General features: G+C 67.7%; 10 protein-coding genes. All 10 read right to left on the bottom strand.

Features of this window, described 5'->3' with window-relative positions:
* Positions 1 to 44: 44 nt before the first annotated feature.
* The gene (locus tag JMO03_RS04080) at positions 45 to 3,215 is read right to left on the bottom strand and encodes a discoidin domain-containing protein (RefSeq protein ID WP_202840630.1); all 3,171 of its coding nucleotides are present in this window, start codon (positions 3,213 to 3,215) and stop codon (positions 45 to 47) included.
* Between the two features lie 652 nt (positions 3,216 to 3,867).
* Positions 3,868 to 4,701: a carbohydrate ABC transporter permease gene (locus JMO03_RS04075; protein WP_202840491.1), complete on the bottom strand. Its 834-nt coding sequence runs from the start codon at positions 4,699 to 4,701 to the stop codon at positions 3,868 to 3,870.
* Positions 4,698 to 5,576, bottom strand: a complete 879-nt coding sequence (locus JMO03_RS04070; protein ID WP_202840489.1) for an ABC transporter permease subunit — start codon at positions 5,574 to 5,576, stop codon at positions 4,698 to 4,700. The genes JMO03_RS04075 and JMO03_RS04070 overlap by 4 nt, the downstream gene beginning before the upstream one ends.
* Before the next feature lie 96 nt (positions 5,577 to 5,672).
* Positions 5,673 to 6,941 (bottom strand): sugar ABC transporter substrate-binding protein, encoded by a 1,269-nt coding sequence (locus tag JMO03_RS04065; protein WP_202840488.1) that lies wholly within the window; start codon positions 6,939 to 6,941, stop codon positions 5,673 to 5,675.
* A 118-nt stretch (positions 6,942 to 7,059) separates the two neighbouring features.
* Positions 7,060 to 8,721 carry a glucoamylase family protein gene (locus tag JMO03_RS04060; protein WP_202840486.1) on the bottom strand — a complete coding sequence of 554 codons (1,662 nt, stop codon included), beginning with the start codon at positions 8,719 to 8,721 and terminating at the stop codon, positions 7,060 to 7,062.
* Between the two features lie 202 nt (positions 8,722 to 8,923).
* Positions 8,924 to 10,435, bottom strand: coding sequence for a tryptophan halogenase family protein (locus JMO03_RS04055; protein ID WP_202840484.1), 1,512 nt, complete (start codon positions 10,433 to 10,435; stop codon positions 8,924 to 8,926).
* A 95-nt stretch (positions 10,436 to 10,530) separates the two neighbouring features.
* Complete coding sequence (locus tag JMO03_RS04050; RefSeq protein ID WP_202840482.1) at positions 10,531 to 13,548, bottom strand: TonB-dependent receptor; 3,018 nt, start codon at positions 13,546 to 13,548, stop codon at positions 10,531 to 10,533.
* Between the two features lie 122 nt (positions 13,549 to 13,670).
* Positions 13,671 to 14,699 (bottom strand): LacI family DNA-binding transcriptional regulator, encoded by a 1,029-nt coding sequence (locus tag JMO03_RS04045; protein ID WP_202840480.1) that lies wholly within the window; start codon positions 14,697 to 14,699, stop codon positions 13,671 to 13,673.
* A 121-nt stretch (positions 14,700 to 14,820) separates the two neighbouring features.
* A complete protein-coding gene (locus JMO03_RS04040) occupies positions 14,821 to 17,970 on the bottom strand; it encodes a discoidin domain-containing protein (protein WP_202840479.1) in 3,150 nt (1,049 codons plus the stop codon).
* A gap of 123 nt (positions 17,971 to 18,093) precedes the next feature.
* Positions 18,094 to 20,322: a glycoside hydrolase family 3 N-terminal domain-containing protein gene (locus tag JMO03_RS04035; RefSeq protein ID WP_238345876.1), complete on the bottom strand. Its 2,229-nt coding sequence runs from the start codon at positions 20,320 to 20,322 to the stop codon at positions 18,094 to 18,096.
* Positions 20,323 to 20,383: the final 61 nt, after the last annotated feature.

Below are 20,383 nucleotides of genomic sequence, written 5' to 3'. Positions count from 1 at the left end.
GCGCCGGGGTCGGGAACCGTGATTCGGATTCTGGAAGCGGGAGCTTAGCGCGATGGAGAGTCCGGGCTGGTCATCTCCGCTGCACCTGCCCTGTCCTCGCCGCCCTTTCCCCCTTCCACGGCTTCCGCAGTGATGCGGATTCGTGCAGGCAAGGCGGTCACCCACAGCTCGCGCCCGTTCCACTGCGCCGCGCCCGACTCGATGCTGGTTTCGCCCGGCTCGCCTGCCAGCGGCCACGGCAGCACCAGCCCACCCGACGGTAACCGCAGGCCGGAATCGTCGACCTCCAGCAGCAGCGATCCGCCGTCACGCCGCAAGCGGTAGGCGAGCGGACCCGAGGCCGTGCGCAATCCCGCGATGCCGACACCGCTGCCGTCCAGCCAGTCCACCGGCACGCCCGCCGCGAGCACCAGGCTGTCGTCGCGCTCGCGCGGATAGGCGAACATGTCCAGCGCGGAACGCACGAAGTCCGACCCGACCCACGCATGCGGCAGGTCGCCGAGGAAGAACGGCTTGCGCGGCGTGCGCGAAACCACCTCGCCCCACTGGTTCCAGGCCTGCGGCGCACGATCGGCGAAGAAGAAGTCGACCACCTCCTGCGCCCGCTCGCGCCAGCCCAGCCGCACGAACGCCGCCACGTTGCGCCATTCGTAGGGCGTGTAGTCCTTCCATTCCAGGCGTCCGTCGCGGCGGTCGAGGAAGCGCGACCAGTACTGCTCGAAGGTGTTGTGCAGCAGGTCCTGCGGCAGGCGCTCCTGCTCGCCGCCGGGCGCGAGCGCGATGGTGGTGGAGGTCGGATCGAAATCCCCCAGTTCGGCCGCGCCGGGCAGGAAGTCGATGTCGTGCAGGTCCGCCGCGGCCCGCAGCGAATCCATCAGGTCTCCATGGAACTGGTCGCGTGACGCCGCCATCCGCGCCGCCTCTTCGGCCTTGCCCAACGCCTGCGCGACCTCCACCGCATCCTTGTAGCCGCGCAGCGCCCAGAAGTTGTCCCAGTACGAGTGCATCGGCTTGGCCGAGTATCCCTCGTGGCTGATCGAGGCCGGCATCATCCCGTAGAACGCGCGATTGAGCCGCCGGTTCGCGGCCGTGCGCTCCGACAGGCGCAATTCCTCCATGTAGCGATACGCGCCATCGACGTGCGTCCACATCCGTTCCAGGAAGGCGAGGTCGCCGGTGTGGCGCCAGTACTCGGCGATGTTGAAGATCAGCTCGCCGTGGCTGTCGTTCTCCGGCACCGGATCGCTGCCGCGGTCGTCGACGCAACACGGCACCTTGCCGTTGTCGAACTGGTAGGGCGCATACCACTCCACGTACTCGCGCACCACGTCGGGGCGGTCCATGCGCAGCAGCCCTTCCGAGATCATCGCGCCGTCGCGGATCCAGCTGCGCGCGTACGAACGCGTGCCCGGCTGCAGGCGCGGGCCGATCCGCGAGATCAGCATGTGTGCCAGCGAGGTGCGCAACGTGTCGGCCAGCGCCTGTCCCTGCGGCGGCACGGTCAGCGTCACGCGGTCGAGCTTGTCGCGCCACATCGCTGCGGTCTCGGCCTGCAGCGCCTCCGCGTCCCACCAGCGGCGCGCGAGCGCGGCGGTGCCGGTCATCGGCACCATCACCTCGATGGTGCGCGTTTCCCACGGCGCAAGACGCATCCGGTACAGCAGGGCGCCGGAAGCGAGCCCGGTCGGATCCGCCACGCTCGTCGTGGCGGGCGTGCGCGAGGCGGCGAGGTGCGACACCGCCATGCCCGCATCGAACATCGTGGCGAACGCGGCGCTCGGCAACTGCTTGGCGAACACCCTCGGCCTGCCGTCGACGGACACGGTGCCGCCGTCGATCGACATCGCACCGATCGGACTGACGCCGCCGCGCGTATTGAGGAACTGGCTGGGCGGATTCACCTGGAACGGCCGCAGCGCCAGCGCCAGCGTGTAGTCGCGCGCCTTGCCACCCGGGTTGGACAGCCGGTAGCGCACGACCAGGCGCGACTCGCGCGGTGTGCCATGCGCGAACGCGGTGACGTCGAGTGCCAGGTCGTCGCGCTGCCAGTGCACCGCAGGGATCGGCAGGTAGCCGTCCTGCAGCGACTGGGTGGTCGCCACGTCGGCCCAGGAGGCCAGCGTGCCATCCACCAGCACGAACGGCTCGATGCTGAAACCGCCCTTGGCCACCTCCACCGCGCCGTCCTCTCCGATCAGCCCCTGCTGCGCGCCGCCATCGAGCCCCAGGATCGTCCAGTACGCTTGCTCGCCGCTGAAGCCGCGCGGAAACCAGCCCCTGGGCGCGTGCGCGGCCATCGAGCCGATGAAATCGTTCGGCATCGCCGCGAACGCCAGCGGTTCGACGTTCGCCTCGAATAGGGCGAAGCGTCGTATCGGCCCGTCGACGAGGTCGAAGGCGATGTAGCGCGCCTCGGACTCCGGAAGCGCGATCCAGTCGTCGCCGCCGTTGCCGGCGGTCACTGCGCGCACCTCGCGCCAGGCCGCGCCGTCGTCGGACACGCTGATCCGGTAACGCGACGGGTAATCCTTTCCATCCCAGCGCAGGCGCAGGCCGCCGAACTCGCGGACCTTGCCCAGGTCGAGCACCAGCCGTTGCGGCAGCGTCGACTTGTCCACGCGCCACGCGGTGCCCATCCTGCCATCGACCGCGAGCGTCGCATCGCCCGCGGTGGCGACGGCGTCGGCGCGCAGCGGGCTGTCGTCGTCGGCCGGCAACGGCTCGAATACCAGTGTGTCGAAACACACGCTGCCGCGACCGCCGACGTTGTTGTAGATGGTGAACTCGAGCTTCTCGCTCCGGCGCAAAACCGGGTCCGGGTCCGGTCCCCATGCCTTGTCGATGTGACGGCGCTTGTAGCGCACAGGCGTCCATTGCCGCGGGTAGTCGTACTTCGGCCGGTTCACCCACCAGACGTTGTCGCCGCTGGCGTCGACCAGCTTGAACTGCAGGTCGTTGTCCGGCGAGTCTCCGCGCAGGCGGAACGAGAAGGCGAAGTTGCCGGGGTAGTCGATCGGCAGGTCGCGCTGGATGCCGACGTAGCCGGAAACGCCGTTGAAATCGTAGTTCAGGCACACGGCGCCGCCGCCGTCGCCTTCGACCGCACGCACGCTGCCGCTGACCTGGTTCGAAGTGACGACGCGCCAGGGCGCGGGATCGTCGAAGCCGTCGAGCAGGCGGGGGGGATCCGGCGGGAGTTCGATCGCGGGCGGCATCGGCTGGGCGTGCGCCGGCGCCAGCGCCTGCGAAAGAAAACATGCGAAGGTGAGCATCGCGACTGCGAGAGCGTGGGTGAAACGTTCGCTTGCCGCCGTGTGGTGGTGTCCGTCGATCATGTTCGTAGTCTGCATCTGGATCCAGTGTCTTCCGGTTGCTTTCCGTGGCGATCCTGCGATTTGCTGTTCTTCGCACTGGGCCATCGATGGCGCGACAGCGCGGGCTCCTCCGGTGCCCACCGGCCCGGCCGTTCCGCCATGGCGCGAGGCAGTGCCTCGCAAGCGCGCGTTGCGCAACTATTTTCTTGCGGCCACCCATGGCGGGACTTCACAGGCTCCGGAGCCGCCGGCCCGACCATCCTTGGCCGGGCGTTCGCGGGCGCGCGAGCCAATGGCTCGCAAGCGCGCGTTGCGCAATTATCTTCTTGCGGCCATCCATGGCGGGACTTCACAGGCTCCGGAGCCGCCGGCCCGGCCATCCTTGGCCGGGCGTTCGCGGGCGCGCGAGCCAGTGGCTCGCAAGCGCGCGTTGCGCAATTATCTTCTTGCGGCCATCCATGGCGGGACTTCACAGGCTCCGGAGCCGCCGGCCCGGCCATCCTTGGCCGGGCGTTCGGGCGGGCGCGAGGCAGTGCCTCGCAAGCGCCCGCCCTCACCCTTTCACACTCCCGAGTAGCAGGCCCTGGATGTAGTAGCGCTGCAGCAGCAGGAACAGCAGCAGCACCGGCAGCACGGTGACCATCGCGCCGGCCATCATCAGCTCCACGTCCATGATGTGCTCGCGCGAGAGCGCGGCGAGCGCGACCGGCAGCGTGTAGCGCTCCTGGTCGGTGAGCACGATCAGCGGCCACATGAAGTCGTTCCACGCGCCCATGAAGGTGAAGGTGGCCAGGGTGACCAGCACCGGCTTGAGCATGGGCAGTACCACCTGGAAGAAGATCCGGAGTTCGCCGGCGCCGTCGATCCGCGCCGCCTCGATCAGGTCGTCGGGGATGCTGCGTGCGTACTGCCGTACCAGGAAGATGCCGAACACCGTCGCCATGCCGGGGATGATCACGCCCCAGTAGCTGTTCACCAGCCCAAGCTGCTTCATCAGCAGGAACAGCGGCAGCATCGCCACCTGCGCCGGTATCACCAGTGCGGCGAGTAGCAGCTGGAAGATCCGTTCGCGGCCGCGGAAGCGCAGCTTGGCGAAGGCATAGCCGGCCATGGTGTTGACCAGCAGCGACAGCAGCGTGATCGCCGCGGAGACCAGCAGGCTGTTGCCGAAGTTGCGGCTCACGCCGGTCCTGGCGAACAGCTCGCGGTAGTTGTCGAGAGTGAACGCGGACGGCAGGAACGGCGGCGGGAACTGGCTGGCTTCGCCGCGCGGCATGAACGACACCGAGGCCATCCACAGCAGCGGCGCCAGGCTCAGTACCGACAGCACCAGCAGCGCGCCGTTGACCCGCGACACGTGCCACCACGATTGACCGACGCCGCTCATACCAGCCCCTTTCTGCGCCCGACGCGCAGCAGCAGGGTCGTCGCGGCGAGGATGATCAGGAACAGCAGGAACGCCACCGCCGACGCGCGGCCGAGGTTCCACCATTTGAAGCCTTCCTCGAACATGTAGTACAGCACGCTCACCGTGCTCTGCAGCGGATCGCCGCGGGTCATCACGTAGGGTTCGGCGAACAGCTGGAAATAGCCCGACACCGTGATCACGCCGACCACCAGCAGCACCGGACCGAGCTGCGGCAGGGTGATGTGGATGAACTGGCGCCAGCGCGAAGCGCCGTCGATGCGCGCGGCTTCGTACAGGTCGCCGGGAATCGCCTGCAGGCCGGCGAGAAAGATCACCATGTTGTAGCCGAAGTTCTTCCACACCGCGAACAGGATGATCGTCGGCATCGCCCAGCGCGGGTCGCCCAGCCAGTCCACCGGCGCGATGCCGACCTGGGCCAGACCCCAGTTCACCAGACCGTAGCTGGTGTGGAACAGGTAGCGCCAGATCACCGCCACCGCCACCAGCGTGGTCACCACCGGCGCGAACAGCGCGGTGCGCAACAGCGCCCGCATCCTGGCGACGGACGAGTTCAGCAGCAGCGCCGCAGCCAGCGACACCGCGATCGACAGCGGAACGCCGATCACCACGAAGTAGAAGGTATTGCCCAGCGCCTTCCAGAACAGCGGCGTGCGCAGCAGGTCGAGATAGTTGTCGAGCGCGACGAAGCGCAGGTTGCCTGAATCGGCGAGCGCGTACAGGTCGAAATCGGTCAGGCTCAACAGCAGCGCCGCCAGCACCGGTAGGCCGAAGAAGATGCCGAGCACCGCCAGCGCCGGCGCGGCGAATACCCAACCTGCCAGGCTAGCCCGCACGGGGGCTCTCCGCGCATGCGCGGCGCCGACGGCAGCGACCGGACCCCCGCAGGCCTGGATCGCCCGTTCCCGCCGGGTGCCGCGTCGGCGACCTCATCACTGCGCCTCCCGCTCGCGCACCCAGCGTCGCTTCGCCAGGATCGCATCCACGCGCGCGTCCAGTTCGACGACCGCCCGCTCCTGCGGCTGCCCGCCGCGCACCACGCGCTCGGTCGCCAGTCGCATCTCCTGCGCGATACGCTCCCACTCCAGCACCTGCGGCGTCGGTTGTACGCGCTCGAGCTGGTCGCGGAAGGCGCGCGCGAGTTCGTCTTCGGCGAGCGCGGGATGCTCCCAGGTGCTGCGGCGCGGGGGCAGGTCGCCGATCAGCGCGTGGAAGCGCTGCTGGATGTCGGGCCGCGACAGGAACTCGACCAGCTTCCACGCCGCATCCTTGCGTTCGGACGAGCGGAACAGCACCAGGCTGGTGCCACCCGCGATCCCCGCACCCGGTCCATCCGGCCCGGGCAAGGGCATCGTGCCCCAGGCTCCGGCCAGTTCCGGTGGCTGGCGCCGCCGGAACTCGCGGATGTTCCAGGGGCCCGACAGGTAGAACGCATAGGAACCGCGGAAGAACTCGTCCCAGACGTTCGAGATCTGCGTATCGGACATGCGCGGCGCCCAGCCCTGCGCGAAAGCGTTGGCATAGAACGCCAGCGCCTTGCGGAAGCCGGGACCGCGGAAATTGCCGTAGCGGTCGTCGTCGCGCAGCAGCGGCTCGCCGGTCTGCAGCGCGAAGGAGAGCTGCGGCTCGAACTCGTTGACCGGCATCAGCACCGCGTGGCGGCCGGGAGCGCCGTCGCGCACGATCGCCGCCATCGCGCGTTCCCATTCGGCCCAGGTGGCGGGCGGGGCATCGAAGCCCGCCTTGGCGAGCAGGTCCTTGCGGTAGAACAGCAGGCGCGTGTCGACGTACCACGGCACGCCGTAGAGCACGTCGTCGACCACGTTGGTGGCCCAGATGCCGGGGAAATAGTCCGCCTCCTCGACGACCTGCGAGGCGTCCACCCTCCCCTGCAGCGGCTCGAGCGTGTCGAGCATCGCGAACTCGGCGATCCAGGTGTTGCCGAGCTGGCAGATGTCGGGCAAGCCGTCGGCCGCGAAGGCGGTCAGGAGCTTTTCGTGCGCGGCGGTCCAGGGGATCTGCTGCAGGTCGACGCGGATGCCCGGGTGTTCGCGCTCGAAGTCGCTGAGCAATCCTGCCACCACCTCGGCCTCGCGCCCCATGGCCCAGAACCGGATCGTGGTCGTGCCGTCGTCGCGGGCGCAGCCCGCGAGCACGATGCACAGCAACAGCCCCAGCAGCGCGGGAATCGGATATCGCATGCGGCGGATGGTAGAGGTTTCTGCCGCTCCGGACGCATCGGCAACGCCTGCGCGCCGCTGTCCGCAGGCATGCGGAGGCAGGACTCCCGCAACGCCCGGGACGGCCTCGCGCGACACGCTACTGCGGCGGGTCCGACGCCCTCGGCTCGGACGGGGGCTTGTCGTCCTCGCCGGACGACGCGCGCGACTGCGCCATGCCGATGTCGCTGGCCGCCGCGGCTTCCGGATCGGGCTCGCCCGACGTCTGCGGACCGCCGGGCGGCGCCAGCCATCCTCCGGTGAAGCCCGCGCGCTCCAGGCCCTTGCGGATGTAGGCGTTCTCCCGCATCACCTTCCACACGAACTCGCTGCGGTAGTTCGCGATCATGGTCAGGATCGGTCCCTGGTCGATGCCGATGTAGTCGCTCGCCACCCAGCCGCGTCCGGGGATCAGGCGCCCGGTCTTGAGCGGCACGTCGTACTTGAAGCTCGGGTTGACCGCGTCGAGGAAGCCGTAGCTGGAGTATAGGTACTCGCCATAGCGCTCGTACAGCTCCTCGGTGGCAGGGATCACGATCTCCGGCGCGAACGCGATCGAGGCGATCGCCGCAGTCGGTGCGATCGTGCCGTCGTCGAACTCGTCCGAAAGGCCCGCTCCGCGTGCGCTGTAGTGGCGGAACTCGCGCTGTTCGCCGCGGAAGTCCTGGGTGGTGCGTTGCGGTCCGTCGCTGGCGGTGAGGCCCCAGACGTTCTCGCCGTAGTCGTCCCACTTCATCGGATTCTCGATCGCATACGCCCGCTGGGCGTAGGTCGCCCGGCGGCTGTTCTCGAAGTAGTCGATGCCGCGGCTGGCCATGTACTGGTCGCGGATGCCTCGGAAATCGATCCACACGTGCGAATACTGGTGGCCGAAGTGCGGGCCGAAACTCAGGTACTCCTGGCCCTGGAACACGCCCCAGTCCCGCTCGTAGGTCTCCGTCCAGACCTGCCACGCCTCCGGGTCCACCGGATGCGTCGGGGAGCCCAGCGCGAGGATGTAGACCAGCATCGCCTCGTTGTAGCCTTTCCAGTCGTGGCCGATGAAGCCGCGCTCGGGATACCAGCCCATCGAGATCAGCGGCGGCCGCTGCTGCAGCCACGGCCATTCGACGCGGCGATAGACCTCGTCGGCGAGCTTGCGGATCTGCGCCTCGCGCGGATCCTCGCCGGTGTAGTACGACTGCGCGAACAGTACGCCCATCAGCAGCAGGCCGGTGTCCACGCTCGACAGCTCGACCCACCGGTCGTAGCGCGCGCCGGTCTGCATGTCGAGGAAGTGATAGAAGAATCCCTTGTGGCCGCTGCGTCCCTCGGCCTGCGGCCCCATCTGCGCCCCGCGCAGGAACGTCAGCGTGGCCAGCGTCCGGTCCACCGCCTGGGTGCGGCTGACCCAGCCGTTCTCGATCCCGATCGGATACGCGGTCAGCGAGAAGCCGACCGAGGCGATGCTCGCGAACGGCCGCGACGGGAAGCGGTCCGGCGTCAGTCCGTTCACCTCGTTGGTGGTATCCCAGAAGAACTGGAACGTGCGCCGCTCGATGTCGCGGAACAGCGGTGGCAGCTCGGGCGGGCCCGGGGGTTCTTCCTGCCTGGGCTCGGGCTCCGGCAGCACGACCTGCGGGATCGGGCCGGGCGTCGGCGGTGCGACGACGGGTTGCTGCGGCTGAGGCGCTTCCCGCTGGCAGGATGCCAGCAAGGCCAACGCGAGTAGCAGGGGAATCCAACGGACCAGAGTCGGGTTCTCGCGCGATGGGGGCAGCATGCATGTTCCTATCGGGAGCTCGCCCGGATCATTTACTACACACGGACGAGGTGGGGGCATCACCGAGGGCCGGTTTCGAGCCATGAAAACGATTACACCAGATTGTTAAACAAATGTACTCGTGCACCGCAACACGATCCATAGGCGATTGGCACGGTCTGCCGTATGGAGTCGCAGGCCGTCCATATCCCCACCCTTGCAATCACCGATCCGCCTTGCAGAAACGGTCGATGAACTGCTGGTGCATCGGCATGGCCTCGACGCAGTTGGAGATCGTCTTGCCCACCCCTTCGATAAACCGGTACAGGTCGGGCTCCGGAACCTGGTCCACGAGCGGGTGGTACCCGTTCGGCACCACGCCTTGGCCCAGCATGACCTCGATCCAGCTGACATCACCGAACATTTCCTCGGCGTTACGATAGAACTGGCCGCTGTCGCGGAACAGGGCAATCTTCTCGCTCAATTCCGGCGTGATCACCATCTCCCGGCATTCGCGCCAGAACGGCTCGCCGCGTTCGGTGGCGTAGTAGTGCAGCAACAGGAAATCACGTATCCGGTCGAACTCGAACGCAAGTCTGGCGTTGTACTTCTGCGCCAACACAGGGTTGAAACCGTCCCGCGGGAACATCTCCAGCAGCTTGGAAATGCCGGATTGAACTAGGTGGATGCTGGTCGACTCCAGCGGCTCCATGAATCCGCTCGCCAGGCCGAGTGCGACCACGTTGCGATTCCAGCAGGCAGAACGCCGGCCGGTGGTGAAACGCAGAGGCCGAGGGTCCCCCAACGCGTCGCCGTCGAGGTTGGCCAAGAGCGTGGCAGCCGCCTCGTCGTCACTGACGTAGCGGCTGCAGTAGACGTAGCCGTTGCCGGTGCGGTGCTGCAACGGGATTCGCCATTGCCAGCCCGCCGCGCGCGCGGTGGAGCGCGTGTATGGCGTTGGCGGCCCTGTGCTCTCGCACGGGACCGCGAACGCGCGGTCGCAAGGCAGCCAATGGCTGAAATCCTCGTAGGGAGTGCCGACAGCATCGCCGATCAGCAGTCCCCGGAAGCCTGAGCAGTCGATGAACAGGTCACCTTGGATCTCGGCCCCCGACTCCATGCGCAGCGAGGCTACGTGCCCGTTCTCGGGATCCAGGACCACCTCGCGCACCATTCCTTCAGTGTGTCTCGCGCCACGCTGCCCCGCGTATTCGCGCAGGTAGCGGGCGTAGAGCCCGGCGTCGAAGTGGTAGGCATAGGCGATGTTGGCCAACGGAGAACCGGGCGGCACATCGCTTGCCGATACCATGAACTTGCCGCGCTCGGCCGCCAAGGTGTTGAGCGAGTACGCGCCAATTCCCTGGACCCGTCCCTTCAGGTGGCCCTTGATCCAGTACTGATGGAACGGCAGCAGGCCGAGATTTCGGCCGATCTCCGTGCCGAAGCCATGGATGTAGGTCTCACCGACGCGCAGCCAGTCGACGAACTGGATGCCAAGCTTGAAGGTACCCTGCGTCCTGCGGACGAAGTCGGCCTCGTCGATCTGCAGCAGGTTGTTGAAGGCCTTGATATGCGGCACCGTGGCCTCGCCGACTCCGACGGTGCCGATCAGCTCGGACTCCACGACGTGCACGCGGCATGCTTCTCCGAGCACCCGCACGAACGCAGCGGCTGCCATCCAGCCTGCGGTACCTCCGCCCAGGATGACGATGTCGCGAACCGCACTGGTGGGCATGCGCCCCCTCCATCACGTCATGCTCTCGTTGCCGGCGACAACCAGGGCGCCGCTTCCGCCCTGGTACGCCTGTTGGACCAGACCGCGGTCGCGCCTCAGAAGCGCATGCCGAACTCGACCTTGACCATGCGTGGCACACCGGTGATGTTGCCTCCCTCAAGGTACCGCGCGGAGATGGTGCCATCCCGGTTGTCTGTCACGACCACGCTGGTGTAGTTGTTCCAGTTGAAGACGTTGAGCACGTCGACTCGCCCGTAGAACCGCACCCCATCGACGTCGAACTCCCTGGTCGCCTGGAGGTCGAGGCTACGGTACCCCCAAGTGCCATCAGGCTCGGTCGCAGCCGGCATGCAGCGCCCCCCCCCCACCGGCGTCGGAACCCCATCCGCGAGGCAAGTGCTGCTGTAGACAGGTGTCGGGGTGGCGAGCACGAGTTTCCCGCCGAAGGTGATGCCCCAGAAGCCATCCAACGTGCCCGTGGCGACGAACCGGTGTTTCGGGACGGAATTCGACACCAGCACCGGGTAGTCGCCGGGGGTCGCGTAGTCGAACGAATAGTGCTCGTTGATGTCGCGGTTCTGCTCGGCGTCGGTGAAGGTGTAGGCGAAGCTCGTGCCCCATCCCGAATTGCGGGTGTACGGTTTTTGCGCCGACAGCAGCAACTGGGTCGACTTGGTCTCGATGCCGTTGTTGCCGATGATCAACGCGCCGAAGCCGGGCACCGCGTTCCCCCACGGCTGGCTGCCGTTCTGGAAGAAATCGCCGTTGGGATAGCGGTTGCCGAGCGAGAACGCGAAACCGTCGTGGCTTTCGATCCGGGTCACCGCCGCATCGGTCAGCCATTGGCCGATCGTGTTGCGCATACCGAGGCTGTACTGGTCCGAGTACGGGGTCTTGAGGTCGTTGTTCATCAGATCGACTTCGACGCCTTCGTTGCTGGCTGCGACCAGTGCCTGCAGGTTCTCGATGCCGTTGAGGTAGCTCGGATCCCAGTCGAAGCACGGGTCGCGGTCGCGGTAACACTCTCCCGTCACCGGATCGCGGAAGTTGATCGTCAGTTGTGGAAGTGCGGATTTCGTGACTTCAAGTTGCAGAAAGTCGTACACGTTGCGATCGTATGAGCGTCCAGCGCCACCGTACAGAACCCGCTTCTGATCCGCGCCAAAGTCGTAGGAGAAACCAAGGCGCGGTTGCCACGCATCCTTGAACGCCTCCCGGTTGTTGCCGGTGCTGATGTAGTCGTTGATGTCCACTCCGCCTGCACGAAGCGAATCGGCATACGTTTGGCCAGCTGGCGCGTTCGGATCCTGGCCATTCAGCGCGTCGACCACGTTCTGCGGCGTCACGAAGTCGAGGTAGGCCGGCACCTCTTCGTAGTCCCAGCGCAGGCCGATATTTAGTATCAGGTGATCGTTGACCTGCCAATCATCCTGGATGTAGAGACCGTACTGCTTGGAGGTGGTCTCCACGCTTGGCGCGATGCTGCCGATCCCGGTGACGGGCTTTGCGAAGATGGCCTGGTAGGGCTGGTCCGGCGGGAAGTCCGCGCCGAGGATGTACGCGAACTGCGGATTCGCGTTGAGCGCGTCGGCCGCGTAGAGATCGACGCTCTTGTAGCGTGCGCCCATCTTGATCGTGTGGTAGCCGGCCGCCTCGATGTCGACGAAGGTCAGGTTGTCCTCGATCGACCAGCCCTTCTGGCCCTTCACCTGTCCGGCACGCGGGTCGCCGCCGCCCACCTGGATGACCGTAGCGTCGTTGGTACCGTCTGGAGTCCGGTAGAGATAGCCGTTCCCGAAGGTGATCGGCAGCGGATTGTTGAATGATTTCTCGCTGGTCAGCAGCACCTCGTTGAACCAGCGATCGGCGCTGTGCTCCCATCGCAGGCTGTTGCGGTGGTCGTAATTGTCGGTGTAGATGCCATGCGAGTACGCGTTCTGGTTACCGACGTTGCCGACCGTTTCCTCGTCGCGCCGCTGTGCCGAGAACGCGATGTGATCGTTGTCGGTCACGTTCCAGTCGATCTTGGCGAATATCAGGGTTTCGTCGAACGGCTGCGAGGTGGGACCGAACTGCCGGGCTTCGACCGGCAACTGCGCCAGGATCTCGGGCGTCGCTATCACGCCCGGCACGACCGCGGTCGGAAGCGCGAACTCTTTGGTCTCGATCGCCGCGAAGAAGTGCAGCTTGTCTTCGATCAATGGGCCACCGACCGCGATACCCGCCTCGGTTTCCTTGCTCTTCTTCTTTTCCTGGTCGCTCGCTTCCTCCGCGGGTGTCTTCTCGCGCATCCCTTCGTCGGTGAACCGATAGAACACCTCGCCTTCCATCTCGTTGCCGCCGGAGCGTGTGACCGCAGTCACCGCGGCACTGGATATCTGGCCGTACTCGGCCTTGTAGTTGGACGTGATGACCTTGTACTCGCCGATCGCCATCTGCGGGAACGGGTTGCCCGCGCTGTCGAACTGTCCGGCGACGCCGCCCTTCTTGACATAGCTCTTCTGCCCGACACCATCGATGTACAGATTGGTGGAGCTGGCATTCTGGGCACCACCTTTGAGGGTCGTACGCCCGTTGCCATCGCGCTCGAAGATCATGCCCGGCACCGCGTCGGCGAACTCCAGAAAGTTGCGCGAAGACTGGGGCACGTTCTGGATCTCGCGCAGCGACACGAATTTTCCGACCTCGGACGTGTTCACCTCCTGTAGCGCGGGGGCCGTCACGACCACCGCATCGAGGTTGGTGGCATCGCCCGTCTGCGGTGTTTCCGCGACGCCGGTATCGGCCGACAGGTTCAGTGTGGACGTGGATGCGACCTGCAGGCGGACGATCTGCGCGCCGCCGCCCTCCGCTTCGACGTTGTAGGTGCCCGGCGCCAGGCCCACCAGCGTGTAGCTGCCGTCCGCATTGGTCTGCGTGCGGCGGACGCTGCCATCGGCGGTGTTGGTGGCGGTGACCGTCGTGCCGTCCTCGGCACCGGCGACGCGTCCGCGAAGCGTGGCGCTCGCACTCTGGGCGTGGGCGACCGTCGCGGTCAACGCGAGACAACTCGCGAGCGCGCCGGCAAGCACGCTGCGTTGGATCCTGAGGGATGCTCGGGTCTTGCGATTCATGGCGATGCCCCTCCCAGGGCGGTCCTCAAAAGTGTTGATAAGGGTTGATCGGCTCTGATGTGCTCGCCTTGGACGCTGGCGAATTCTCGTTTCAGATGCGTTCTTCCTGCTTTTTTTGTCGCTCAAGATGTCGTCGATGGGGCCGCGGGTGTGTCCGTACGAGGGCGACTGGATTGCCGCACGACCAGTTCCGGGAAAAGCAGTTCCTGTAACCTGCTCCCCTCCGCCGTTTCCTGTCCAGGCTCGAGCAGGCTCCGGATCGCGCGCGCGCCCAACTCCGCGATTTCCACACGCATGGTCGTGAGCGCGGGGTGCACGTAGCGCGAAAGCGGGATGTCGTCGAACCCAGCGATCGCGATGTCGTCGGGAACGCGGACGCCGCCCTGGCTGAGCGCGAACATGCATCCGAGCGCCATCATGTCGTTGGCGGCGAACACCGCGTCGGGCCGGCGTGGCGCCTGTATCAGGGCCCCGCCGGCGCGATGTCCGGAGGCCTCGTCGAAATCTCCCGGAAACACCCAGGGCTCCAGGCCGGCGGCAGCGAGCGCATCGGTGTAGCCGCGCAAACGCTCGCGCGCGTCAAAGTTGTCGTCGGGCCCCGACAGGAATGCAATCGACCGGTGCCCGGCTTCGAGCAGGTGCTCCATCATCGCTTTCGCGCCACCGTGGTTGTCGACACCGATCGACGCTGGCCCGTCGGCGGCGACCGGGGAGCCCATGAGGACCACTGGCATGCTCGCCGGCATGTCGTCGGCCAGCGATTCCTGACCTTCCAGGAACGGCGACATCAGCAGCAAACCGTCCACGCGTCCACGCATGGCGCGCAACGCCGCACCCTGTTCCTGCGGATGACCGTGGTAGCTGGAGACGAGCAGGTGCAGGCCGCGCTCGCGTGCCACATGGTCGATGCCCCGCATCAGTTCGGAGAAGAATTCGCCGTACAGATCCGGCAGCACGACCCCGATGGTCTGGGTCCGCCGGCTGCTCAGGCTCCGCGCCGCATGGTGCGGGCTGTAGCGCAGCTGGTCGGCGACCGAGAGTACCCGCTTGCGGACTTCCTCGGCGACGTTCTGGTGACCGTTGAGGGCACGCGACACGGTGGCAACGGAGACATTCGCACGTCGTGCCACGTCTTTGATCGTGACGCTCATCCGCCCCTCCGCGGTTTCACGATGCGCGGAATGTAATCGTTTTCAAGCAATCCTGTAAAGCGATCCCGCGCAACGGACGATGCTGCGGCACAGCAAGGCCGGCAGGGGACGACGCCGGCGGTCACCATGCGGCCTCGAGCACGCGGAACGGCTCGGGCAGACTGGCGAACGGGGTCGCGCCGGGCACCTCGACCGCCCGTCCGTCGACCCGCAGGACCCTGGGCGGCCCCATATCCGGCGGCCAGTGCACTTCGACACCCACCCCCTTGACACCCGACAGCTCGACGCGCAACCGGTCGTCGACGAGGCGCGCATGCAGGTCCATGCGGCCGAACGCGGTCGGCATGCCGTGCGATGCCAGCCCGTCACCCGCCAGCCAGTCCGCCGGCGCCCCCGGCAGGAGCACCAGCCGTCCCGGGGCCTCTTGCACGATCATGCCCAGCACCGCGCGCACATATTCCGAGCCGATCCAGGTGTGGGGCATGTCGCCGATGTAGCCGGGGTGCCGCTCGCGCGAGTGCACGACCTCGGGCCACATCCGCCAAGCCCGGGGGCGTTGCTGCGCAACGAAGCGGTCGAGCAGTTCACGCGCGTCCGCGGGCCGTCCGAGGTGTACATACGTCAGGACGTTGCGCAACTCATACGGCGTGTAGGCGTAGAGCGCACCCGGCACGTCGCGCCGCCGCACGTCGACCATGTAGCGATCGTACGTATTGAGCAACTGCCGCTCGGGCAACACATCGCGCGCGCCCGCCGGATCCAGCGCGATCGACACGCTGGTGGGGTCACTCTCACCGAGGTCGGCGGACGCGGGGATCGTGTCCGAGCCCTTCCACGCGATCGTGGCGCGGATCGAAGCGGACACCGATCGTCGCAGCGCGGCCCCCTGTTCGCGTGCCCAGGCCGCGGTGGCCTCATCGCCCAGCGCTCCCGCCAGCCACGCGCCGTCGTCCCAGCCCTTGATCGCGAAGTAGTCGTCCCAGTAACTGTGGGTCGGCGTGGAATAGCCCTCGTGGCTGATGGAGGGCGCGATGAGGCCGCGGAAACGCCCGGGCGCCGGCTGAGCGGCCATGTATCCGGGCACCATGGTCCGATCGCGCAGCGTCTGCATAAACCGCATCGCCTGCTTCACCGCAGGCAGGTACTGGCGCACGCTTTCCGGCCCGCCGTCGTAGCGCGCGATGTCGGCCACGAGCAGGATGTACTGGCCCTGGCTGTCGTGTTCGATGTCCGAACCGAATCCGCGGTTGATGCTCCCGTCCTCGTCGAGGATGGGCGAGACCAGTCCGTTTGGGTTGAGGGCATGGTCGGTGTACCAGCGCAGGTATTCGCGCGCGACCGCCGGTTGGCCCATGCGCACGAGAATCGAAGCGGTCGCCTGCCCGTCGCGGATGAAGGATCGGTTGTAATTGCGCGGTCCCGGCTGGATCGCGTGGCCGGTCTGGTTGATCATCATGGACGCCGCCTGCGCGCGCAGGCCGTCGACGATCGAGGCGTCCGGCAGCCGCAGGTCGAAGGACGCGAACTTCGATCGCCACTCTTCGGCGACCAGTGCCGCCATCGCGTCGAACGCGGCGCCGGGATCGGCGTGTCCCGCAAGCAGTGCCTCGACGTCGACCGGCGGTGCTTCGGGCAGTGCGCCGGCTGCATCCATGGCCGCGTCGCCGAGCGCGAACGCGACCACCACCTGCGCCTGTTCGCCCGGGGCGAGTGACACCGGATACCGCAGTACCGCGGTCGCTAGACCATCGGGGTCGCGCGCTCCGCGCGCGTCAGGGACCACACCCGCCGCAGCTTTCGACGTGGGCTCGCCCTCGCCATGCCGGCCGAATCCTGCCACGCCCTGCGCCGCCGGCGGGGTCAGCGAGGTGAACAGCCTGCGGCCATTGACGCGCACCGCCATACCGGCCGGTTCCGGTCCAACCACGATGTGCTCAATCCGCGACACGCCGCCGTGTTGCCAGGGCGGGTTCACCTGCAGCGGCCGCACGAGCAGCGACAGGTCGCCACGCACGTCGCGCGTCCCCGCATTGCGCAAGGTGTGGCGCAGCAGGGTGATCGGCTGGTCGTCCTGCCTGTAGGCAAGTGCTTCGCTGCGCACCGACAGGCCCTCTCGCGGCGACCACTCCACCGACGGGCACGGGATCCATCCGTCGCGCAGCGCATGCCGGCGTTCGACCTGCGCCGAGGTCGCGGCACCATGTTCATCGTCGCGCCACAGCGCCTGCACCATGGGCGCGCCGCGGTACGCCTCGAGGTTGCCGAACTCGTCGAACAGCGACTTCTGCCGGCCCGCGGGGACCCCCACCGTCGTCCAGTACACCTGCTCACCGTGCAGCGACGGTGGAAACAGGTCGCGATGCGCGCGCGCAGCCACGATCTCGTAGCGCCGCATGGGCGTCATCACCTCGCGCGGACCCAGCAGGCGCAGGCGGCCGATACGCGGAGCGCGTCCGGACACTTCACCGGACAGCAGGCGCATGGCATCGGTCCGCAAGGGCGCGCGCGCCGACAGGAAAGACGTCCCGCCCAGCGTCCCCGGATCCTCGGCGACCCGCTGCCATCCATTCGCAGTGCGCACCTCCAGTACGGCGCCATTGCGCGGACCGTCCCACCAGACCTCGAGCCCGGCGATCTCGATGCCCGGAGGCAGCGCGACCTCGATGCCGCGCGTGCCCCGCCCGGCGCCGGCGGCCACCATTTCCTCCGGGTAACGCCCCTCGCCATCGAAAAGACCGCGCCCGTCGGCTGAAGCGACGCCGGATATGCGCGCCGCGTCGCGCGTCGACAAAGGCGTGAACTCGAACACCGACACACCCCAGTCCGCGGTGTGCGGGAGGCTCGCCAACCGCAGGTAACGTGCCTCGGCGGCGGGGAAGAACACGTAGTCGTGGCCCCCGCGCGAGTCGCGACTGGTGTAGACGACGTCCCACGCCCTGCCATCGATCGATGCCTGGATCGTCCAGGAGACCGCGAAACCGCTGTCCCAGTGGATCAGAACGCCCGCCACTTCTGCGGCGCGTCCGAGATCGACCTGCAGCCAGTGACCGGCACTGAAATCACCGCCCCAGCGGGTGGCGGGATCGCCGTCGATCGCATGCGCTGCGCGCAGTGCATCGACCTGCGTCGACGATGCCGAGGCCGACCAACCCTCGCGCCGAGGCAGGCCGGCATCCGGGAGACCGCACCACGCGGCCACCGGGATGCCGATCCAGAGCAGCGTGGCGAGCGCGCCGCCGATGCCAGTACGGAGGATGGATTCTGGTTTCATTCGGTTCCTACACCGGCACGACCGCGGATACCGCCTAGCCGTCAATATCCACGCGGGCCGAGACCCGACGACCGCCAACGCACACGTACCGGACCCCGCCATCGGCCGGGCACGCGTGAGAGGTCACCGCACCACCTCGAACTGCACCGAATCCGTGGCCAGCGAATTGCCGCCAGTGAACACGGTGAACGTGCCCGGTTCGACCACTCGATTCATCCGCGCGTCGTACAACGCGAGGTCGTCGAAACCGAGCTCGAAGGTGACCGTGCGCGATTCGCCGGGCTGCAGCTCGACGCGCTGGAAGCCGCGCAACTGCCGCACCGGCCGGGTGACGCTGGCGACGTCGTCGCGCACGTACAGCTGCACCACTTCAGTACCGGCGCGCTGGCCGGTGTTGGTGACGCGCACGCTGACCTGCTGCGCCAGGTCGTCGCCCGCCAGCATCGCGCGCGCCACGCTCGGCGGGTCGTAGCCGAACGTGGTGTAGCTCAGCCCATGGCCGAACGGATACAGCGGCGTCCACGGCACGTCGATGTATTTGCTGGTGTACTTGTTGTCGCTGGCGGGCGGACGCCCGGTGTTGCGATGCGCGTAGTAGATCGGCACCTGGCCGACGTTGCGCGGCACCGTCACCGGCAGCTTGCCGGACGGGTTCACGTCGCCGAACAGCACGTCGACGATCGCATTGCCGCCCTCGATACCCGGAAACCAGGCTTCGAGGATCGCCGGCACCTCGCCCTGCAGCGCGCCAGTCGACAGCGGCCGGCCGTTGAGCAGTACCACGACGACCGGCTTACCGGTCGCGGCGACCGCCAGTGCGAGCCGTTCCTGCACGCCCGGCAGGTCGAGCGAGGTGCGGTTGTTGGCCTCGGCGCTCATCTCCGGATGCTCGCCGAGGAACATCACCACCGCGTCCGCCGAGCGCGCGGCGCGCACGGCACGATCGAAACCCGAGGTGTCGTCGCTGTCGATGTCGGCGCCCTTGGCGACCACCAGCTTCGTGCCATCGCCCAGCACCTGCTTCAGTGCCGCCAGCGGCGTCACCGCGTCTTCCGGCCTGCCGATGCCCACCCAGTTGCCGAGCATCGCCCAGGGTTCGTCCGCCAGCGGGCCGATCACCGCGAGCGTGCCGAGCGACTTCGAGAGCGGTAGCACCCCGCCCTCGTTCTCCAGCAGCACCATGGATTTCTGCGCCATCCGGCGCGCGGCGGCGCGGTGTTCGGGCGCGAGCGTCGTCGCCTCCTGGCGCGCGCTGTCCTTGCAGTAGCGGTAGGGATCGTCGAACAGGCCGAGGCGGAACTTGGCGTTGAGCACCCGCCGCACGGAGGCGTCGACCTCCGCCATCGGCACGCGCCCTGCCTCCACCGCGGCGGGCAGGTCCTTCAGATAGATGTCGCTGACCATGTCCACGTCCACGCCGGCACGCAGCCCGAGGCGCCCTGCTTCCTCGCGGGTCGCGGCCACGCCGTGCTCCACCAGTTCCAGCACGCCGGTGTAATCGCTGACCAGTACGCCGTCCCATCCCCACTGCGCCCGCAGCAGATCCTGGATCAGCGGCGTGTGCGCATGCATCGGCACCCCGGCGACCTCGTTGAAGGCGGCCATGATCGACTGCGCGCCGGCGTCGACCGCGGCCTCGAACGGCGGCAGGTAGACCTCGCGCAGGGTGCGCTCGGGGATCTCGGCGACGTTGTAGTCGCGCCCGCCCTCGGCCGCGCCGTAGCCGACGAAGTGCTTGGCGGTGGCGAGCAGGGTGTCGGGCGCGGCGAGGTCGTCGCCCTGGAAGCCCCGCACGCGCGCGGCGGCGAACACGGCGCCGAGGTACGGGTCCTCGCCGGCGCCTTCCACCACACGACCCCAACGCGGATCGCGGGCGATGTCGACCATCGGCGCATAGGTCCAGTGCACCCCGTGCGCGGTCGCTTCCACCGCGGCCACCCGCGCGGCGTTGCGCGCCTCGTCCGGATCGAAGCTCGACGCTTCGCCCAGCGGCACCGGGAAGGTGGTGCGCATGCCGTGGATCACGTCGTAGGCGTACAGCAACGGGATGCCGAGCCGCGACTCCTCCACCGCGATGCGCTGCAGGCGACAGGTCAGTTCCGCGCCATGGGTGCCGAGCCAGGAACCGATCGCGCCACTACGCACCTGGTCCTCGCTGCCGGCCATCGCCGCCGGACCGGTGTTGTTGCCCACGGCCGGTGGCTGGTTGAGCTGGCCGAGCTTCTCCGCCAGCGTCATCCTGGCCATCAGGGCGTCGACGAAGGCGCGTTCCGCGGCGAGGTCGCCCGCCGAGGTCTGCGGTGGCGGAGGAGCGGCCCAGGCGACCGGCGTGGCCAGCAGGGTGGCGAGCATTCCGGAGAGGATGGGACGGGTGCGGAGACGGGAACTGGCGCGCTTCATGGTCCTTCCGGGC

The organism is Luteimonas saliphila (genome assembly GCF_016774335.1).
Lineage (GTDB): Bacteria > Pseudomonadota > Gammaproteobacteria > Xanthomonadales > Xanthomonadaceae > Luteimonas > Luteimonas saliphila.
This window is presented reverse-complemented; position numbering and strand designations above follow the sequence as displayed.

Coding starts and splice junctions, on each gene's coding strand:
- JMO03_RS04080 (WP_202840630.1), bottom strand. CDS start 3,215: ATGCCGCCCGCGATCGAACTCCCGCCGGATCCCCCCCGCCTGCTCGAC.
- JMO03_RS04075 (WP_202840491.1), bottom strand. CDS start 4,701: ATGAGCGGCGTCGGTCAATCGTGGTGGCACGTGTCGCGGGTCAACGGC.
- JMO03_RS04065 (WP_202840488.1), bottom strand. CDS start 6,941: ATGCGATATCCGATTCCCGCGCTGCTGGGGCTGTTGCTGTGCATCGTG.
- JMO03_RS04060 (WP_202840486.1), bottom strand. CDS start 8,721: ATGCTGCCCCCATCGCGCGAGAACCCGACTCTGGTCCGTTGGATTCCC.
- JMO03_RS04055 (WP_202840484.1), bottom strand. CDS start 10,435: ATGCCCACCAGTGCGGTTCGCGACATCGTCATCCTGGGCGGAGGTACC.
- JMO03_RS04050 (WP_202840482.1), bottom strand. CDS start 13,548: ATGAATCGCAAGACCCGAGCATCCCTCAGGATCCAACGCAGCGTGCTT.
- JMO03_RS04045 (WP_202840480.1), bottom strand. CDS start 14,699: ATGAGCGTCACGATCAAAGACGTGGCACGACGTGCGAATGTCTCCGTT.
- JMO03_RS04040 (WP_202840479.1), bottom strand. CDS start 17,970: ATGAAACCAGAATCCATCCTCCGTACTGGCATCGGCGGCGCGCTCGCC.
- JMO03_RS04035 (WP_238345876.1), bottom strand. CDS start 20,322: ATGCTCGCCACCCTGCTGGCCACGCCGGTCGCCTGGGCCGCTCCTCCG.